This is a genomic window from Streptomyces sp. NPDC048462 (assembly GCF_043200175.1).
Taxonomy (GTDB): domain Bacteria; phylum Actinomycetota; class Actinomycetes; order Streptomycetales; family Streptomycetaceae; genus Streptomyces.
This window is the reverse complement of record NZ_JBICXG010000008.1, coordinates 216269-231768: the sequence shown is the minus strand read 5'-3', so window position 1 is coordinate 231768 and position 15500 is coordinate 216269. Positions and strand designations below refer to the sequence as shown.

General features: G+C 74.0%; 10 protein-coding genes. 6 read left to right on the top strand and 4 right to left on the bottom strand.

Features of this window, described 5'->3' with window-relative positions:
* Nucleotides 1-161: 161 nt before the first annotated feature.
* Together scy and mce are read right to left on the bottom strand one after the other, a co-directional pair.
* Complete coding sequence (gene scy, locus ACGFU6_RS16755; RefSeq protein WP_393611491.1) at nt 162-3944, bottom strand: polarized growth protein Scy; 3783 nt, start codon at nt 3942-3944, stop codon at nt 162-164.
* 256 nt (nt 3945-4200) lie between these two features.
* The gene (gene mce / locus ACGFU6_RS16750) at nt 4201-4629 is read right to left on the bottom strand and encodes a methylmalonyl-CoA epimerase (RefSeq protein WP_393611489.1); all 429 of its coding nucleotides are present in this window, start codon (nt 4627-4629) and stop codon (nt 4201-4203) included.
* A 294-nt stretch (nt 4630-4923) separates the two neighbouring features.
* On the opposite strand from mce, the gene ACGFU6_RS16745 reads away from it, so the two are divergent.
* From ACGFU6_RS16745 to ACGFU6_RS16730, 4 genes are all read left to right on the top strand, one after another.
* Nucleotides 4924-6126, top strand: coding sequence for an acetyl-CoA C-acetyltransferase (locus ACGFU6_RS16745; protein ID WP_393611487.1), 1203 nt, complete (start codon nt 4924-4926; stop codon nt 6124-6126).
* 61 nt (nt 6127-6187) lie between these two features.
* The gene (gene meaB, locus ACGFU6_RS16740) at nt 6188-7147 is read left to right on the top strand and encodes a methylmalonyl Co-A mutase-associated GTPase MeaB (protein ID WP_393611485.1); all 960 of its coding nucleotides are present in this window, start codon (nt 6188-6190) and stop codon (nt 7145-7147) included.
* 235 nt (nt 7148-7382) lie between these two features.
* Nucleotides 7383-9836 carry a PQQ-binding-like beta-propeller repeat protein gene (locus ACGFU6_RS16735; RefSeq protein ID WP_393611484.1) on the top strand — a complete coding sequence of 818 codons (2454 nt, stop codon included), beginning with the start codon at nt 7383-7385 and terminating at the stop codon, nt 9834-9836.
* Nucleotides 9833-12055, top strand: a complete 2223-nt coding sequence (locus ACGFU6_RS16730) for a protein kinase (RefSeq protein WP_393611482.1) — start codon at nt 9833-9835, stop codon at nt 12053-12055. The genes ACGFU6_RS16735 and ACGFU6_RS16730 overlap by 4 nt, the downstream gene beginning before the upstream one ends.
* Before the next feature lie 19 nt (nt 12056-12074).
* On the opposite strand, the gene ACGFU6_RS16725 is transcribed toward ACGFU6_RS16730, so the two are convergent.
* The gene (locus ACGFU6_RS16725; protein WP_393611480.1) at nt 12075-12662 is read right to left on the bottom strand and encodes a PepSY domain-containing protein; all 588 of its coding nucleotides are present in this window, start codon (nt 12660-12662) and stop codon (nt 12075-12077) included.
* Between the two features lie 121 nt (nt 12663-12783).
* On the opposite strand from ACGFU6_RS16725, the gene ACGFU6_RS16720 reads away from it, so the two are divergent.
* Both ACGFU6_RS16720 and ACGFU6_RS16715 read left to right on the top strand, forming a co-directional pair.
* On the top strand, nt 12784-13443 hold the full coding sequence (locus tag ACGFU6_RS16720; RefSeq protein WP_393611478.1) for a response regulator transcription factor: 660 nt from the start codon (nt 12784-12786) through the stop codon (nt 13441-13443).
* Nucleotides 13440-14888: a sensor histidine kinase gene (locus ACGFU6_RS16715; RefSeq protein WP_393611477.1), complete on the top strand. Its 1449-nt coding sequence runs from the start codon at nt 13440-13442 to the stop codon at nt 14886-14888. The genes ACGFU6_RS16720 and ACGFU6_RS16715 overlap by 4 nt, the downstream gene beginning before the upstream one ends.
* 28 nt (nt 14889-14916) lie before the next feature.
* Here the strand turns inward: ACGFU6_RS16715 and ACGFU6_RS16710 are convergent, their stop codons facing one another.
* Nucleotides 14917-15387 (bottom strand): MarR family winged helix-turn-helix transcriptional regulator, encoded by a 471-nt coding sequence (locus ACGFU6_RS16710; protein ID WP_123523481.1) that lies wholly within the window; start codon nt 15385-15387, stop codon nt 14917-14919.
* Nucleotides 15388-15500: the final 113 nt, after the last annotated feature.

The window sequence follows — 15500 nt, the reverse complement described above, 5'->3', positions numbered from 1 at the left end:
AGGTGATAGGGGGAATCCTAGGGGCCCGGACGGCGTGTCATCGAGCAGATGCCTGTTTGATCTGGAGAATGACACCCCTTTTGAGTGGCTAACCCGCGCAAGCCTTGCCACTCGGAGGGCTGAACGTCCATGCCGGACCGCGGAAGCCCGCCGGACAGGTCCTACCCATCGGACGGCTTGCCACTCGAACGAGTGCCCGCCGCCGCGCCGGCCTTGGCACTGTCGGCGCCCTTACCGCCCGCCGCGGGGGTCTCGAAAGACTCCAACGCCTCCAGCACGTCCTGGACACGGGAGATCTCCGTGTTGATGTCCGCGCGCCGGCGTACCAGGACGTCGAGTTCGCGCCGGCCCTCGTCCACCGTCCGCTTGGCCTCGGTCTCGGCGTCGGACCGCAGCTTCTCGGCCTCGCGCACCAGGCTGGCCTTCTTCTGCTCGGCCTCCTTGAGCAGCGACTCGGCCCGCTTCACGGCGGCGATCCGGACCTTGCTCGCTTCCGAATTCGCGTCGGACAGCAGCTCCTTGGCCTTCGCCGCCGCTTCCTCGCGCTGCTCGGTCGCCGCCCTCATCAGGTTGTCGACGCGCTCGCCGGCCGTCTTCATCTGCTCGGAGGTCTCCCGCCGGGCCCGGTCGTGCAGCTCCTCGATCTCACCCTCCAGGCGGGTCCTGAGCTCCTCGGCCCGCTCCCGGATGGCGGTGGCGTCCCGGCGCGCGCCGACCAGCAGCTCGTCCGCGTCCGTCCGGGCCCGCTCGACCAGGGAGTTGCCCTCGACCGTGGCGTCGGAGGTGATCCGGACCGCCTCGTTCCGGGCAGCCCCGACCATCGTGTCTGCCTGTTCCTCGGCTTCGGTGGCCGCGCGCAGCGCCTCCTCCTGGGCCTTGTTGATCAGCTGGTCGGCCTGTTCGGCGGCGTCGGCCCGGCGCTTGGAGGCCGATTCGCGGGCCTCGTCGAGCAGCCGGTCCGCCTCCTGGCGGGCCTCGGCACGCATCTGTTCGGCCGCGGCCTCGGCATCGCTGCGCAGCCGCTCCGACTCCTCGCGGGTGCGGACCGCGTGCTCCTGCGCGGAACCGAGGGTGGCCGCCGCCTCCGCCCGCAGCCGCTCCGACTCGCCCGCCGCCTCGTCGCCGATGCGGGCCGCCTGCTGCGCCGCCTCCGCAACGGCGCGCTCGCTCTCGGCGGTCGCCTCGGCCAGCAGCCGGTCGGCCTGGACCGCCGCGTCCGACCGCATCCGGTTGGCGTCCTCGCGGGCCTCGGCACGGCTGCGCGCCGCGTCCTGCTCGGCGGAGGCCAGGGCGTCGGACGCCTCGGTACGCATCCGCTGGCTGTACTCCGCGGTGTCGGACCGCAGCTTCTCGGACTCCGTGATCGCGTCGGAGACCGTCCGCTCGGCCATCGCCTTGGCGGCCTCGGTCTCCTCGTTCGCGACGACGCGGATCCTGGCCGCGTCCTCGCCGGCCCGCTCCCGCTCGGCGTGCGCGTCGGCGCGGAGCCGGTCCGCCTCCTCCTGCGCCTCGGACTTCGTCCGCTCCGCGACGTGCTCGGCGGTGGAGCGCAGCCCGGCGATCTCCGCCTCGGCCTGCTCCTGGAGACCGCTGACCGCGTCCCGTACCTGCTGGGCGGTCTGCTCGGCGGCGGAGACCATCTCGGTCGCCCGGCCGTCCGCCTCCTCGACCAGCCGCTGGGCCTCGGCCTGGGCCTGCTCGACCCGCTTGCGGGCGGAGGCGAGGAGCTCCTCGCTCTGCTCGCGGGCCCGCTCGCGCTCCTGGTTCGCCTCGCCGCGCGCTGCGTCGAGCGTCTCCTGCGCCTCGCGGCGGCGCCGGTTCGCCTCCTCCTGGGCGGCGGCCAGCGCCTCGGCGGCCTCGGTGCCCACCCGCTCGGCGGCGGCCGCGGCCTCCGACCGCACCCGGTCGGCACTCTCCTGCGCCTCGGTCTTCAGCCGCTCCGCCTCGGCGGCCGCCTCGCTCCGCAGCCGCACGGCGACGGACTCGCCCTCCGCGCGGGAGCGCGAGGCGTCGGACGCGGCCTCGTCGCGCAGCCGCTGGGCCTCGGTCTCGGCCTGCTCCTGGAGGGTGCGCAGCCGCTCGGCGGCCTCGGTGCGCAGCCGCTCGGACTCCTCGTTCGTCTCGCGCCGGATGCGCTCCGCGTCGGTGCGGGCCTCGCCCAGCGTCTGCTCGGCCGTGGTGACCCTGGTCTCGGCCTCGGTGTGCAGCCGGGTCAGCTCGTCGGCCGCCTCGGCCTGCCTCGCCGCGACCGCGCGCTCGGTCCCCTCGCGCAGCTCCGCCGCGGCCTGCTCGGCGGCGGACGTCGTCGCCTCCACCAGCTCCTCGGCCTCGGTACGCAGCTGCTCGGCCTCGGCGTGGGCCCGCTGAAGGGCCTCGTCCGCCTGCTTCTTCAGCGTGGCCGCCCGCTCGGTGGCCTCGGTGCGGACCCGCTCGCTCTCGGTGCCGGCGGCGCCGCGCAGCTCCTCCGCGTCGGCCTTCGCCTTGGCGAGGAGCTCCTCGGCGGTCTTCGCGCCCTCCTCGATCTGCTGGACGGCCTCCCGGCGGGCCTCGCCGCGGATCCGCTCACCCTCGGCGACCGCTTCGGAACGCAGCTGCTCGGCCTCGCCGCGCAGCCGGCGCGCCTCCTCCTGGAGCTCGACCGTCTTGGCCCGGTACTCCTTGGTGTCGTCCTTGGCCGCGCCCTTGAGCTGGTCGGCCTGCTCGGTGGCCTCGCCGCGCAGCCGGTCCGCCTCGGACTCGGCCTCGCGGCGGATCCGCTCGGCCTCCTCGCCCGCGGCGCGGGTGGTCGACTTCGCGTCGTCGGACGCCTTGGTCAGCACCTCCTCGGCGGCGCGGGCCGCCTTGGCGAGCTGGGCCGCGGCGTCCTCGGCGGCGGCGGTGCGGGCGCTGTCGGCGGCCTCGGAACGGAGCCGGTCCGCCTCGGCGCGGGCGTCGGCGAGCGCCTGCTCGGCCTCCGCCTTCAGCGACTCGGCGTCCTTGGTGGCCTCACCGACCAGCCGGGCGATCTCCGACTTGGCGGTACGGGTGCGCTGCTCGTTCTGCGACTCGGCGCCGGCCAGCCGCTTGACCGCGGCCTCCTTCGCCTCGGACAGGACCTTCTCGGACTCCACCCGGGCCTCGCGCAGCTGCGTCTCGGCCTCCTGCACGCGCTGCTCGGCGGTCCGGTTCAGCTCGGCGGTCTGCTGCCGGGTCTGCTCGGTCTCGGCCGTCGTCGACGAACGCAGCTGCTCGGCGTGACTGGTCGCCTCCTGCGCCTGGCTGGAGGCGGCGTTCAGCATCCGCTCGGCGTCCTTGCGGGCCCGCAGCAGGATCGACTCGGCCTCGGACCTGGCGGACTCCGCCTCGGAGCCCAGCCGCTGCCGCGTCTCGTCCGCCAGCCGGCCGGCCTCGGCACGGGCGGCGGTCAGCGCCTGCTCGGCCTCGGCCCGTGACTCATCGAGGAGCCGGCGGGCCTGGGACTCGGTCCTGGCCCGCAGCTGCTCGGCCCACGCGACGTTCTCGTTGACGTGGGACTCGACGGTCTGGCGGCGCTCCGCCAGCTCCTGGTCGAGCCGCTGGCGCCGCTGCACGGCCTCGTTGTGCAGCTCGGCCTGGAGCCGCGCCTGGTGCTCGGCGTGCTCCTGAAGGATCCGCTGCGTCTGCGCACGGGCGTCGCGCAGCTCGCGCTCGGCGTCGCTGCGCAGCGACTCGGCCTGGACCTGGGCGTTACGGAGCAACTGCTCCGCCTGGTAGCCGATGTCCGCGCTGTCGTACGCGGGACGGGTCGCCAGACTGCGGCGGGCCTCGTGCAGCTTGGCGCGCAAGACCTCGACCTGGTAACCGAGGTCCTCGGCGTGCTGGACGGCCTTCTCCCGGTCGGTCTTCAGCCGGTCCATCTCGGCCTCGAACCGCGAGAGATGGTCGTCTTCAGCCCGGTGGCTCTCCTGGCGTTCGTAGCCCCGCACTGCGCGGTCCCATCCTTCCCCGAGCTCTGAACTCTTTCCCCAAGCTCTCAATTTCGTTCGAGCAGGGGATGCCCCACTGAGCAGGGGGAGGCCCCAACCCTGGTCGCAAACTCCTCATGAGTACCGTTCGCCGGCGAACGGTCCCCCCGGGGAATGGTGACAGATCAACGGCTGAGGACGCGGCGCGGCCCCGACCCGGCCCCGGCCCGGAACAGCCCACTCTACCGGGCCGGGTATCCCTGAGAAGCTGTTGTCCTCAGCGCTCTGTCCCGGACGTGACCAGTTCGGTCAGGACACCGTGGCAGTCCTTGGGGTGCAGGAAGGTGATCCGGGACCCCATGGAACCCGTCCTGGGCTCCTCGTACAGCACCCTGACGCCCTTCTCCCGGATGTCCGCGGCGTCCGCGTCCACGTCCGCCGTACCGAAGGCGATGTGGTGCACACCCTCACCGTTCTTGGCTAGCCATTTGCCGACCGCGGAGTCCTCCCGGGTCGGTTCCAGCAGCTGGAGGTAGGAGGCGCCGCCGTCCGACGTCTCGTTGATCTTGAGCATGGCCTCGCGTACGCCCTGCTCCTCGTTGACCTCGGAGTGGAAGACCTCGAACCCGTAGGTCGAGCGGTAGAACTCGACGGTGGCGTCGAGGTCGAAACAGGCGATCCCGATGTGGTCGATTCGCGTCAGCATGGGAACAGTGCAGCGCTCCGGGGGCGGTTACGCAACGTGCGCGCGATCACACCCGCCGCCGGATGACGGGCCGGGTACCGCTCAGTACATTCAAGCGGAGGGGCCCGCACATGAGGGGTGGAGGAAGGAGCAGGGCCGGGTGCGTGCAGCTGCAAGGCGGAGGAGGGAGGCATGGCGGAGCCATGCCGACCGACGACAACGCCGCAGATGGGCGCACCCGGCCCTGTGACGCCGCCCCTCATGTGCGGGCCCCTCCCACCCTCGTTCACAACCAATCCCAAGGGGCTGCGCCTCATGTCAGGAACGACCGGTACGACTTCTGTGATCGTCGCGGGCGCCCGTACGCCCATGGGCCGTCTCCTCGGCTCGCTGAAGAGCTTCTCCGGGGCCGACCTCGGAGGCTTCGCCATCAAGGCGGCGCTGGAGCGGGCCGGCATCGGCGGCGAGCAGGTCGAGTACGTGATCATGGGCCAGGTGCTGCAGGCCGGGGCGGGCCAGATCCCGGCACGGCAGGCCGCGGTCAAGGCGGGCATCCCGCTGAGCGTCCCGGCGCTCACCGTCAACAAGGTGTGCCTCTCCGGACTCGACGCCATCGCGCTGGCCGACCAGCTGATCCGGGCGGGTGAGTTCGACATCGTCGTGGCCGGCGGCCAGGAGTCCATGACGAACGCCCCCCACCTGCTCCCGAAGTCCCGCGAGGGCCACAAGTACGGCGCGATCGAGATGCTCGACTCGATGGCGTACGACGGCCTGACCGACGCCTACGAGAACATCCCGATGGGCGAGTCCACCGAGAAGCACAACACCCGCCTCGGCCTGGACCGCGCGGCCCAGGACGAGATCGGCGCCCAGTCCCACCAGCGGGCCGCCGCCGCCCAGAAGAACGGCATCTTCGAGGCCGAGATCACCCCGGTCGAGATCCCGCAGCGCAAGGGCGACCCGGTCCTCTTCTCCAAGGACGAGGGCATCCGCGCCGACACGACCGCGGAGTCGCTCGGCAAGCTGCGCCCCGCCTTCGCCAAGGACGGCACGATCACCGCGGGCACCTCCTCGCAGATCTCCGACGGCGCCGCCGCGGTCGTCGTCATGAGCAGGGCCAAGGCCGAGTCGCTGGGCCTGGACTGGATCGCCGAGATCGGCGCCCACGGCAATGTGGCGGGCCCGGACAACTCGCTCCAGTCGCAGCCGTCCAACGCGATCCGGCACGCCCTCAAGAAGGAGGGCATCGGCGTCGAGGACCTCGACCTCATCGAGATCAACGAGGCGTTCGCGGCCGTCGCGGTCCAGTCCATGAAGGACCTCGGCGTGACCTCCGAGAAGGTCAACGTCAACGGCGGCGCCATCGCGCTCGGCCACCCGATCGGGATGTCCGGCGCCCGGGTGGTGCTGCACCTGGCGCTGGAGCTGAAGCGGCGCGGCGGCGGCACCGGTGCGGCGGCGCTGTGCGGCGGCGGCGGTCAGGGCGATGCGCTGATCCTCCGCGTACCGGGCAAGTAGGAACGCAGTACGCAGTACGCACAACACGCAGCGAGCGAGCGAGTGAGTGAACGGAGCGGTGATGGTGGACGTCCCCACCCTGGTGGAGCAGGCCCGCGAGGGCAGGCCGCGGGCGGTGGCCCGGCTCATCTCCCTGGTGGAGGGGGCGTCGCCGCAGCTGCGTGAGGTGATGGCGGCCCTGGCGCCGCTGGCGGGCAACGCCTACGTCGTCGGACTGACCGGCTCGCCCGGTGTCGGCAAGTCGACATCCACCTCGGCGCTCGTCTCCGCCTACCGGCGGCAGGGCAAGCGGGTCGCCGTACTCGCCGTCGACCCGTCGTCACCGTTCTCCGGCGGCGCGCTGCTCGGAGACCGGGTCCGGATGTCGGACCACGCCTCCGACCCGGGCGTCTACATCCGCTCCATGGCCACCCGGGGCCACCTGGGCGGCCTCGCCTGGTCGGCCCCGCAGGCGATCCGGGTGCTGGACGCGGCGGGCTGCGACGTGATCCTGGTGGAGACCGTGGGTGTCGGCCAGTCGGAGGTGGAGATCGCCTCCCAGGCCGACACCTCGGTCGTCCTCCTCGCCCCCGGCATGGGTGACGGGATCCAGGCGGCCAAGGCCGGGATCCTGGAGATCGGCGATGTGTACGTGGTCAACAAGGCCGACCGGGACGGCGCCGACGCCACCGCCCGCGAGCTCAACCACATGCTGGGCCTCGGGGAGTCCCGGGGACCCGGCGACTGGCGGCCGCCGATCGTGAAGACGGTCGCCGCCCGGGGCGAGGGCATCGACGAGGTCGTCGAGGCGCTGGAGAAGCACCGGGCGTGGATGGAGGAGCACGGGGTGCTCACCGAGCGCCGCGCCTCCCGCGCCGCCCGCGAGGTCGAGACGATCGCGGTCACCCGGCTCCGCGAACGCATCGGGGACCTGCACGGCGACCGGCGCCTGGGCGCTCTCGCCGAGCGCATCGTGGCGGGCCGGCTCGACCCGTACACGGCGGCGGACGAACTGGTGGCGGGCCTGACCGGGGAGGCCTGAGCGGGGAGCCTGGGCGGCCGGAGCGGCCCGCCCGGCCGCTCGGCTCCCGTCAGGCCGCCGGGACCCGTCAGGCCGGGCGGGACCCCGGACACGGGGTATCCCGCCCCGCAGGGCTGATAACGCGTCAGTCATACGGCGGGAGTGCGCCGTTCACGTCTTTCCGCCCTGCCGCACCCGCCCCGCACGTGACACGATTGCCGCCGGTCATGTCATGCGCGCCAGGGGGGAGCGGCACATGCTGGGTCCGCTGCGGGAGGACTCGCCCAGACGGATCGGCCCGTACGCGATACGGGCCCGGCTCGGCGCGGGCGGCATGGGGGAGGTCTTCCTCGGGGACCGGGGCGACGGGTCCGGCCCGGCCGCCGTCAAGACCGTCCGCCGCGACGTCGCCCAGGACCCCGGCTTCCGCAGCCGCTTCCGCCGCGAGATCACCCTCGCCCGCTCCGTCACCGGCCCCCGCCTCGCGCCGCTGCTCGACGGGGACGCCGACGCCGAGGTCCCCTGGCTCGCCACCCAGTACGTCGCCGGGCCCACCCTGTCCGCCGCCGTCCGGGGCGCGGGCGCGCTGGGCGAGGCCGAGGTCCGGATGCTGGGCGCCGGACTGGCCCGCGCCCTGGCGGCCGTCCACGCGGCGGGCATCGTCCACCGCGATGTGAAGCCCGGCAATGTGATGCTCGCCGCCGACGGGCCGCGCCTCATCGACTTCGGGATCGCCCGGGACGCCGGGGGCACCCCGCTCACCACCACCAGCCGGATGGTCGGCAGCCCCGCCTTCATGTCGCCGGAGCACGTGGCGGGCAGCGGACGCGTCGTACCGGCCTCCGACGTCTTCTGCCTCGCCTCCGTGCTCTGCTTCGCCGCCACCGGCCGCGACCCGTTCGGGGACGGGCCCGTCGCCGCGGTCCTGTACCGGGTCAAGTACGTCGAGGCCGACCTGGCGGAGGTGCCCCAGGGGCTGCGCGCGGTCCTGGACGACTGCCTGAGCGCCGACCCCGCCGCCCGCCCCACCGCCGCCGCACTGGCCGCCCGGCTCACCCCGGGCGCCGCCGACGGGTGGCCCGCACCGGTGGGCGGACAGATCGCGGAGTACGAACGGGAACTGGCCCGGGTCGGCGCGCTGGACGGGCCGCTGCTGCCCGGATACACGCCCACCGAGGCGGCCACCGGCAGCCGCGGGGCCGCGCCCCGCCACCACACGGTGGCGACGGACTTCGCGCTGCGCCCGCCCCACGTGCCCGCGCCCGCGCCGGAGCAGGCCGCGCCGCCGCGCTCCCGGCGGCGCCGGAACCTCCTGGCGGCCCTCGCCGCGCTCGTCCTCCTCGGGGCAGCGACCGGCGCACTGCTGGCGCTGCGCGACGGCGGCAAGAGCAGCGGGGACCGGAAGCAGCCGGCCGAGGTGCTCGCCGGTATCGACGCCCAGGGCGGCCCGGAGGGCGCCGGCACCGTCCCGTACGGCCGTGACGTCCGGCCTGCCGGGTGGCACACCTGGCAGGGCGAGCTGACCGGGCGCCCGTTCGGCTGCGCGGCGGGCCGGGACGTGCTGGTCTGCCGCACCGCGGGCGGCGCGTACGAGGCGCTCTCCCCGTCCGACGGAAAGAAGCTGTGGGACTACTCGGCCCGGCTGGACGCGGACGAGGTCGGTGCCCGGATCGGCCCCACGGGGCAGGTCTTCATGCCGTCCGGATCGACCCGGCCCGCCATCTACGGCGATTCCGTGCTGCTCGCCACCGGTGACCGGATCGTCTCGCTGGACTCCCGTACCGGCAAGCCCCGCTGGGAGACCCGCGCCGGATCGACGCACGGCTTCGAGAGCGCGCCGCTGGTCGCCGACGGGCTGGTCTTCGCGGACATCGGCCCCGTCCCGGAAGGCGCCCGGGTCGCCGCGTTCGACCTCGCCACCGGCAAGGAGCAGTGGCGCAAACCGCTGGTGGGCGACAACCTCGCGAAGGTCGACGAATACGACTTCTGGCCGCTCACCACCAGCGACGGGGTGCTCTACCTGCGCGGCCAGGACGGACTGCGCGCCCTGCGCACCGGCGACGGCGCCGAACTCGGCCGCAGGAAGGAGGGGCAGGGCTCCCGGTGCTACGACGCACTGATCCGCGCCCCGCACGTCTACTGCGCCGCGTACTCGTACACCGCCGACGGCGCTCCCATGGCCGTCCAGCGGCTCCGCATCCCCACGCTCGAATCCGACGGTGAGATTCCGCTGCCGGACGGACTCACCGACGGGGCCGCCCTCGGCGCTGTCGACGACCACGTGGTCGTCCTGGTCCGGCGCGGTGCTCCCTGGGAGGAGGACGACACCGACCCGGAGATCGTCGTGGTCCGGCGGGAGGACGGCAGGACCCTCGCCCGCTACCCGCTCGACCGGCGCTCCTTCGACAGCCCGGTCAACGCCGCCTCGTCCCCGGTGATCGTCGCGGACACCCTGGTGTGGGCGGACAGCACCAGCCTGTACAGCGTCGCCCTGAACGGCGCGGCGAAGCCGGGACCGCTGCGCAGGACCGCGATCGAGGGCGCCCCGGGGCCCGAGACGCGCAAGGACTACGACATGCTCCAGTGGGGGGTCGTGCTGTCCAACGAGGTGCTGCCGCCGGAGGTCCTGCCGGTCGGCGGAGCCGTCTACGTCATCCAGCACGGCGGCCAGGTGTTCTCCGTCCCGCTGCCCGGTGCGTCCGCCTCATGATCGAACGGCCGGCCCCCGGCACCCGGACCCGGATCGGGCCCTACCGGATCCTCGGTCTGCTCGGCACCGGCGGCATGGGCGAGGTGTACCTGGCGCGGCCCGCCGGGATGCCCGCCGGAGCGCTCGTCGCGCTGAAGACGGTACGGCTCGAACTCGACCTGGACGACGGGTTCCGGGTCCGGTTCCGGCGGGAGATCGAGGCGGCCGCCGCCGTGCGCAGTCCTCGCACCGCCGCGTTCCTCGGGGGCGACGCGAGCGGCCGCACGCCCTGGCTCGCCACCGAGTACGTCGCCGGTCCCTCGCTGGCCGAGGCGGTGACCCGCAGCGGGCCGCTGCCCGAGCCGGTGGTGCGGGCCATGGGCGCGGACCTGGCGCTGGCCCTCGCGGACATGCACGCCGTACGGGTGCTGCACCGCGACCTCAAACCGGGCAACGTGCTGCTCGGCCCCGAGGGCCCCAAGGTGATCGACTTCGGCATCGCCCAGGCCTTCGACGCCACACAGCTGACCCGTACCGGTGTCGTGGTCGGCAGCCCCGGCTACATCTCGCCCGAGCACGTCAACGGCTCCACCGCACTGGTGCCCGCGTCGGACGTGTTCTGCCTGGGCGCGGTGCTGGCGTTCGCGGCGGCGGGACGCGGCCCGTTCGACGACTCCGACATGGCGGCGGTGATCTTCCGGATCTCCCGGGGCGACGCCGAACTCTCCGGGGTGCCCCCGCTGCTGCGCGACGTGATCGCCCGGTGCCTGGACCCGAGGCCCGAACAGCGCCCGGGCTCCGGGGAACTGGCCGCTCTGCTGCTACCCCGGGGCCCCTCGCTCCCGTTCCCCTGGACGCCGGGCGTACGGGACCAGCAGGCCGACTACGGGCGCGCGGCCAGGGAGTGCGCCGACTCGGCTCCGGCCGAACCGGACCCCGTCCCCTTCGTGCCGCCGCTGCCGCCCGGCCCGCCCCCCGTCGCCGTCACGTTTACGGACGCTCCGCGCCGGGCGCCCCAGGTGGTCCTGGCGGCGGTCGCGGTCACGGTCTGCCTGCTGCTGGGCTACGTGCTCTGGCCGGACCCGCCTGCCGGGGGCGGTGATCCGGGGAGCGCCGCCCGGTCCTCGGGTCCCGGCGCCGGTCCGTCCCACGCGGCCGACACCGCCGGCGTCCGCCTGGTTCCCCGGGCCGACAGCGGCCGCTCGGGCGACTTCGGCAACGCCGCGACCGACCGGTCCGTCCGGCCCGCCGGCTGGAAGGCGTGGAAGTCCACCGTCCAGGGCGGCACGGGCGACTGCGGCTTCGCGGAGTCGGCCCTGCTGTGCGGCGGGACGAAGGGGCTCACCGCGCTCGACGCGGCCGACGGCAAGCAGCGCTGGCGTACCCCGAAGGGGGCACAGAGCGCCACCAAGGCTGTCGTCGCCGGCTTCACCAAGGGGACCGTGTACGCGTTCGTCGGCCGGGCCCTGGTCGGCTACCGGCTGACTGACGGCGAGGAGCGCTGGCGCGCGAAGCTGCCGGCCGGGCACACCGGTTCGGCCGCCGTCCAGGATGGCGACACCCTCTACTACGTCATCGGCGGCGGCGCCCCCGGCACCGGCAGGCTGGCCGCCCGCCGGCTCACCGGCGACCGGCGCGAGCTGTGGAACAAGCCCTACGACGGGACCCGGCCCGCGCTGGTCGCGGATGAGGGGCGGCTGGTCGTGGTGGCGGGGGACACCCGGATCGTCGACGGGGCGACGGGCACCGTGAAGGAGCGGCTGTCCGCGAACGACTTCCCGTGCCGGGACCCGGCGCTCAGGGGCCGCGTACTGGTCTGCCGGGCGGCGTCGGGGCCGGGCCTCGCCGCCATGAACGACGTGACCCGGCCCCGGGAGCACCGGATCATCGCCGCAGGGATCGCGGTCCACGGCCCGGTGGCGCTGACCGACGACGGAACCGTGGTGGTCAACGACGACGACAGCCTCCACGCCATCTCGGTGGCCGGCGACCTGTCGAAGTGGGCCACCGACCGGTACCCGGACGGGGGTGGTCGGCCCTCGGTCGCCGGGGACCTGGTCCTCGCGGCCACGGGCGCCGGGGTGGGCACGTACCGGCGCACGGACGGGGAACCGGAGAACAGCACCGGTTACACCGGTGTCCCCTTCCCGCCCGGTGACCCACCACAGCTGCTGGCCGTCGGTGACGTCGTGTTCCTCGGCTTTGCCGACGGCACGGTCGTCTCCGGCTACATCCCCTGAGGGCCGCGGCGACGGTTGCTCAGTCGTCGTCGCGGTCGTCCCCGTCGTCGTCCCCGTGGCCGCTGTCCGGCCGGTCCACCGTGACCTTCGCCGTCTTCGCGTCCACGTCTCGCTCGTGCTTCGCGCCGTCCTTCCCCCGGACGTCGACCTCCCAGTGCACCGCCCGGCCGACGCGGCCGTCGTGGTCCTCCAGCTCGACCGAGGTCACGGTGCCCGGCTCCGATCCGAGCGCGGCCCGGACCGCGTCGTCGAGCGTCACGGAGGTCTTGCGGGGCGCGGACCGGTCGCCGTCGTCGGTGTCGGCGTGCTCGGCGAGCACCTTGCCGCTGTCCGGGTCCACCGTCACGTCGTGCCGGGTCCGGTCGGAGCCGTACACGTCGAGCTCCCAGACGAGCCGGCCGTCCTCGTCGTCGAGTTCGGCCTCGGTCACCGTGCCCGGGACGGCCCGGACGGCGGCCGCTGCCGCGTCCCCGACGGTGACGCGGGCGCTGTCGCGGCCCGGCGTGCCGCTCGTGGAACCGCCGCCCGCCAGTGCGACGGCCGTGGCGGTCCCGCCGGCGGCCAGCACGGCGGCGGTGACGGCGGCGATGACGATCTTTCGCTTCATGAGGGGTCCTCCCCGGTCGGATGGTCCGTTGTGCGACGGGTCCCACCCTGCCGAGGGGATGCTGAACGCAGCCTGAAGCCACCTGAAGCCGTCTTCAGCTCCGGTTTGCGAGGCTGTGCGCATGCGCCTGTTGATCGTGGAGGACGAGAAGCGGCTGGCGATCTCCCTGGCCCGGGGGCTCACCGCCGAGGGATTCGCCGTAGATGTCGTGCACGACGGGCTCGAAGGGCTGCACCGGGCCTCCGACGGCGCGCACGACCTGGTCGTCCTGGACATCATGCTGCCGGGGATGAACGGCTACCGGGTCTGCGCCGCCCTGCGCGCCGCCGGCCACGAGGTGCCCATCCTGATGCTGACGGCGAAGGACGGGGAGTACGACGAGGCGGAGGGGCTGGACACCGGCGCCGACGACTACCTCACCAAGCCGTTCAGCTACGTGGTGCTGGTCGCCCGGGTCCGCGCCCTGCTGCGCCGGCGCGGCGGCTCCGCCTCGCCGGTGGTCACCGTCGGCTCCCTGCGGATGGAGACCGCCGCCCGCCGGGTCCACCTCGGCGGTGACGAGGTCGTGCTCACCACCAAGGAGTTCGCCGTGCTCGAACAGCTCGCGCTGCGGGCCGGACAGGTGGTGAGCAAGGCGGAGATCCTGGAGCACGTCTGGGACTTCGCCTACGACGGCGACCCGAACATCGTCGAGGTGTACGTGAGCACCCTGCGCCGCAAGCTCGGCGCGGCCGCCATCCGCACGGTGCGCGGCGCCGGATACCGGCTGGAGGCGCTGTGAGATCGGTACGGGCCAGGGCGGCGCTCGGCGCCACGGTGGTCGTCGCCCTCGCGCTCGTCGCCGCCGGGCTGGCCGCCCTGCTGGTCCTGCGCGCCAACCTCACCGACCAGGCGGGCCTCCAGGCCGAGGTGGCGGCCCGCGAGGCCGCCGGGCAGCTGGCCCTCGACGTCCCCTACGACAAGCTGAAGACGGGCGACGAGGAGGACCATCCGGTCCAGGTGACCGACGAGGACGGACGGGTGGTCGCCGTCTCCAAGGACCTGGAGGCGATCTCCGGCACCGGCACGGACCGGGTCACCCCGCAGCCCTCGCCCGCCTCCCCGGGCAAGGGCGACGACGACGGCGACCGCGAGGGGGACGACGATGACGACGGCGCCGGCGCCGACCCCGGACGCGGTGAGGTCTCCACCGACGATCCGGACTTCGGTAACGGCACCGCCACCGTCGACGGCGAGAGCGCCGACTACCGCTTCGCGTCCGTCGAGGCGACGAACTCCGCCGGGCTGACCCTGACCGTCCACGCCGGGGCCCCGCTCGCCGCGGAGCAGCGGGCCGTCGCGAGCGTGCGCGCCGCGATGCTGGCCGCGCTGCCCGTCGTGCTGCTCGTGGTCGCGGGGGTGACCTGGCTGGTGACCCGGCGGGCGCTGCGCCCGGTGGAGGACATCCGGCGCGAGATGGCGGCGATCACCGCGTCCGAGGACCTGAGCAGACGGGTGCCGGAGTCCGCTTCGCGTGACGAGGTCGCACGGCTGGCCCGTACCACCAACGAGACGCTCACCGCCCTGGAGGCCTCCGTCGACCGGCAGCGGCGGTTCGTCGCGGACGCCTCGCACGAGCTGCGCTCCCCGATCGCCTCGCTCCGCACCCAGCTGGAGGTGGGCGCCGCGCACCCGGAGCTGCTGGACGTGCCGGGTGCGGTGGCCGACACCGTGCGGCTCCAGGTACTGGCGGCCGATCTGCTGCTGCTGGCCAGGCTGGACGCGGGGGAGCGGCCGGGGAGCGCGCGGCTGGATCTGGGCGCGCTGGTCCGCGCGGAGGTCTCGCAGCGCACCGGTGACCGGATCGCGGTGGCGGTGTCCGTGCCGGAGCCGGGCGGGCCGGAAGTGACCGGTTCACGCGGTCAGCTGGCCCGGGTGATCGGCAATCTGCTGGACAACGCCGAGCGGCACGCGGTGAGTTCGGTGGCCGTGGCGGTGCGGGGGATACGCGGGGGCGCGGTCCTCGTGGTCACGGACGACGGGGCCGGAGTGCCGGAGGCGGAGCGCGAGCGGGTCTTCGAGCGCTTCGTGCGCCTCGACGACGCCCGCGCCCGCGACGACGGCGGGGCCGGTCTGGGCCTCGCCATCGCCCGCGATGTGGCCGTGCGGCACGGGGGCCGGCTGACCGTGGCCGGGGCGGGGGAGCGCGGCGCCCGGTTCGAGCTGTGGCTGCCGGGCCCCCGCTGAGCGGCGCCCCCGGGCCGCCGGACCGCTGTCAGACGCGGCGGGCGCGCAGGTGGTCCGCGACCGGGGCGAGGGCCGCGTGCAGCTGTTCCAGCGCCTCCGGGGTCAGCAGGTCCATGAAGTGCTTGCGCACCGACGCCACGTGGTGCGGCGCCACCTTCCGCATCGTCTCCGCGCCGGTCTCGGTGAGGACCGCGTACAGCCCGCGCCGGTCCGACTCGCAGTTCTCCCGGCGGACCAGGCCCGCGCTCTCCATGCGGGTGACCTGGTGCGAGAGCCTGCTCTTGGACTGCAGGGTGGCGGTGGCGAGATCACTCATCCGCAGCCGCTGGTCCGGCGACTCCGAGAGGTTGACGAGGATCTCGTAGTCGTTGTTGGTCAGGCCGAACGGCTGGAGGTCCTTCTCCAGCTGGTGCATCAGCAGCCTGCTGACATCCAGGTGGGTGCGCCAGGCGCACTGCTCCGCGTTGCTCAGCCAGCGGGTGGCCGTCTCGGTCTCCATATATGGATTCTACCTAAGAAGTTGAAATCCGGACGAAGTTAGTTGGTGTGACGCCCGGCACGCGCCGGCCGGGTCCCGCGGGTGAGGCGCTGACCTTCGGCGTCACACTCCGC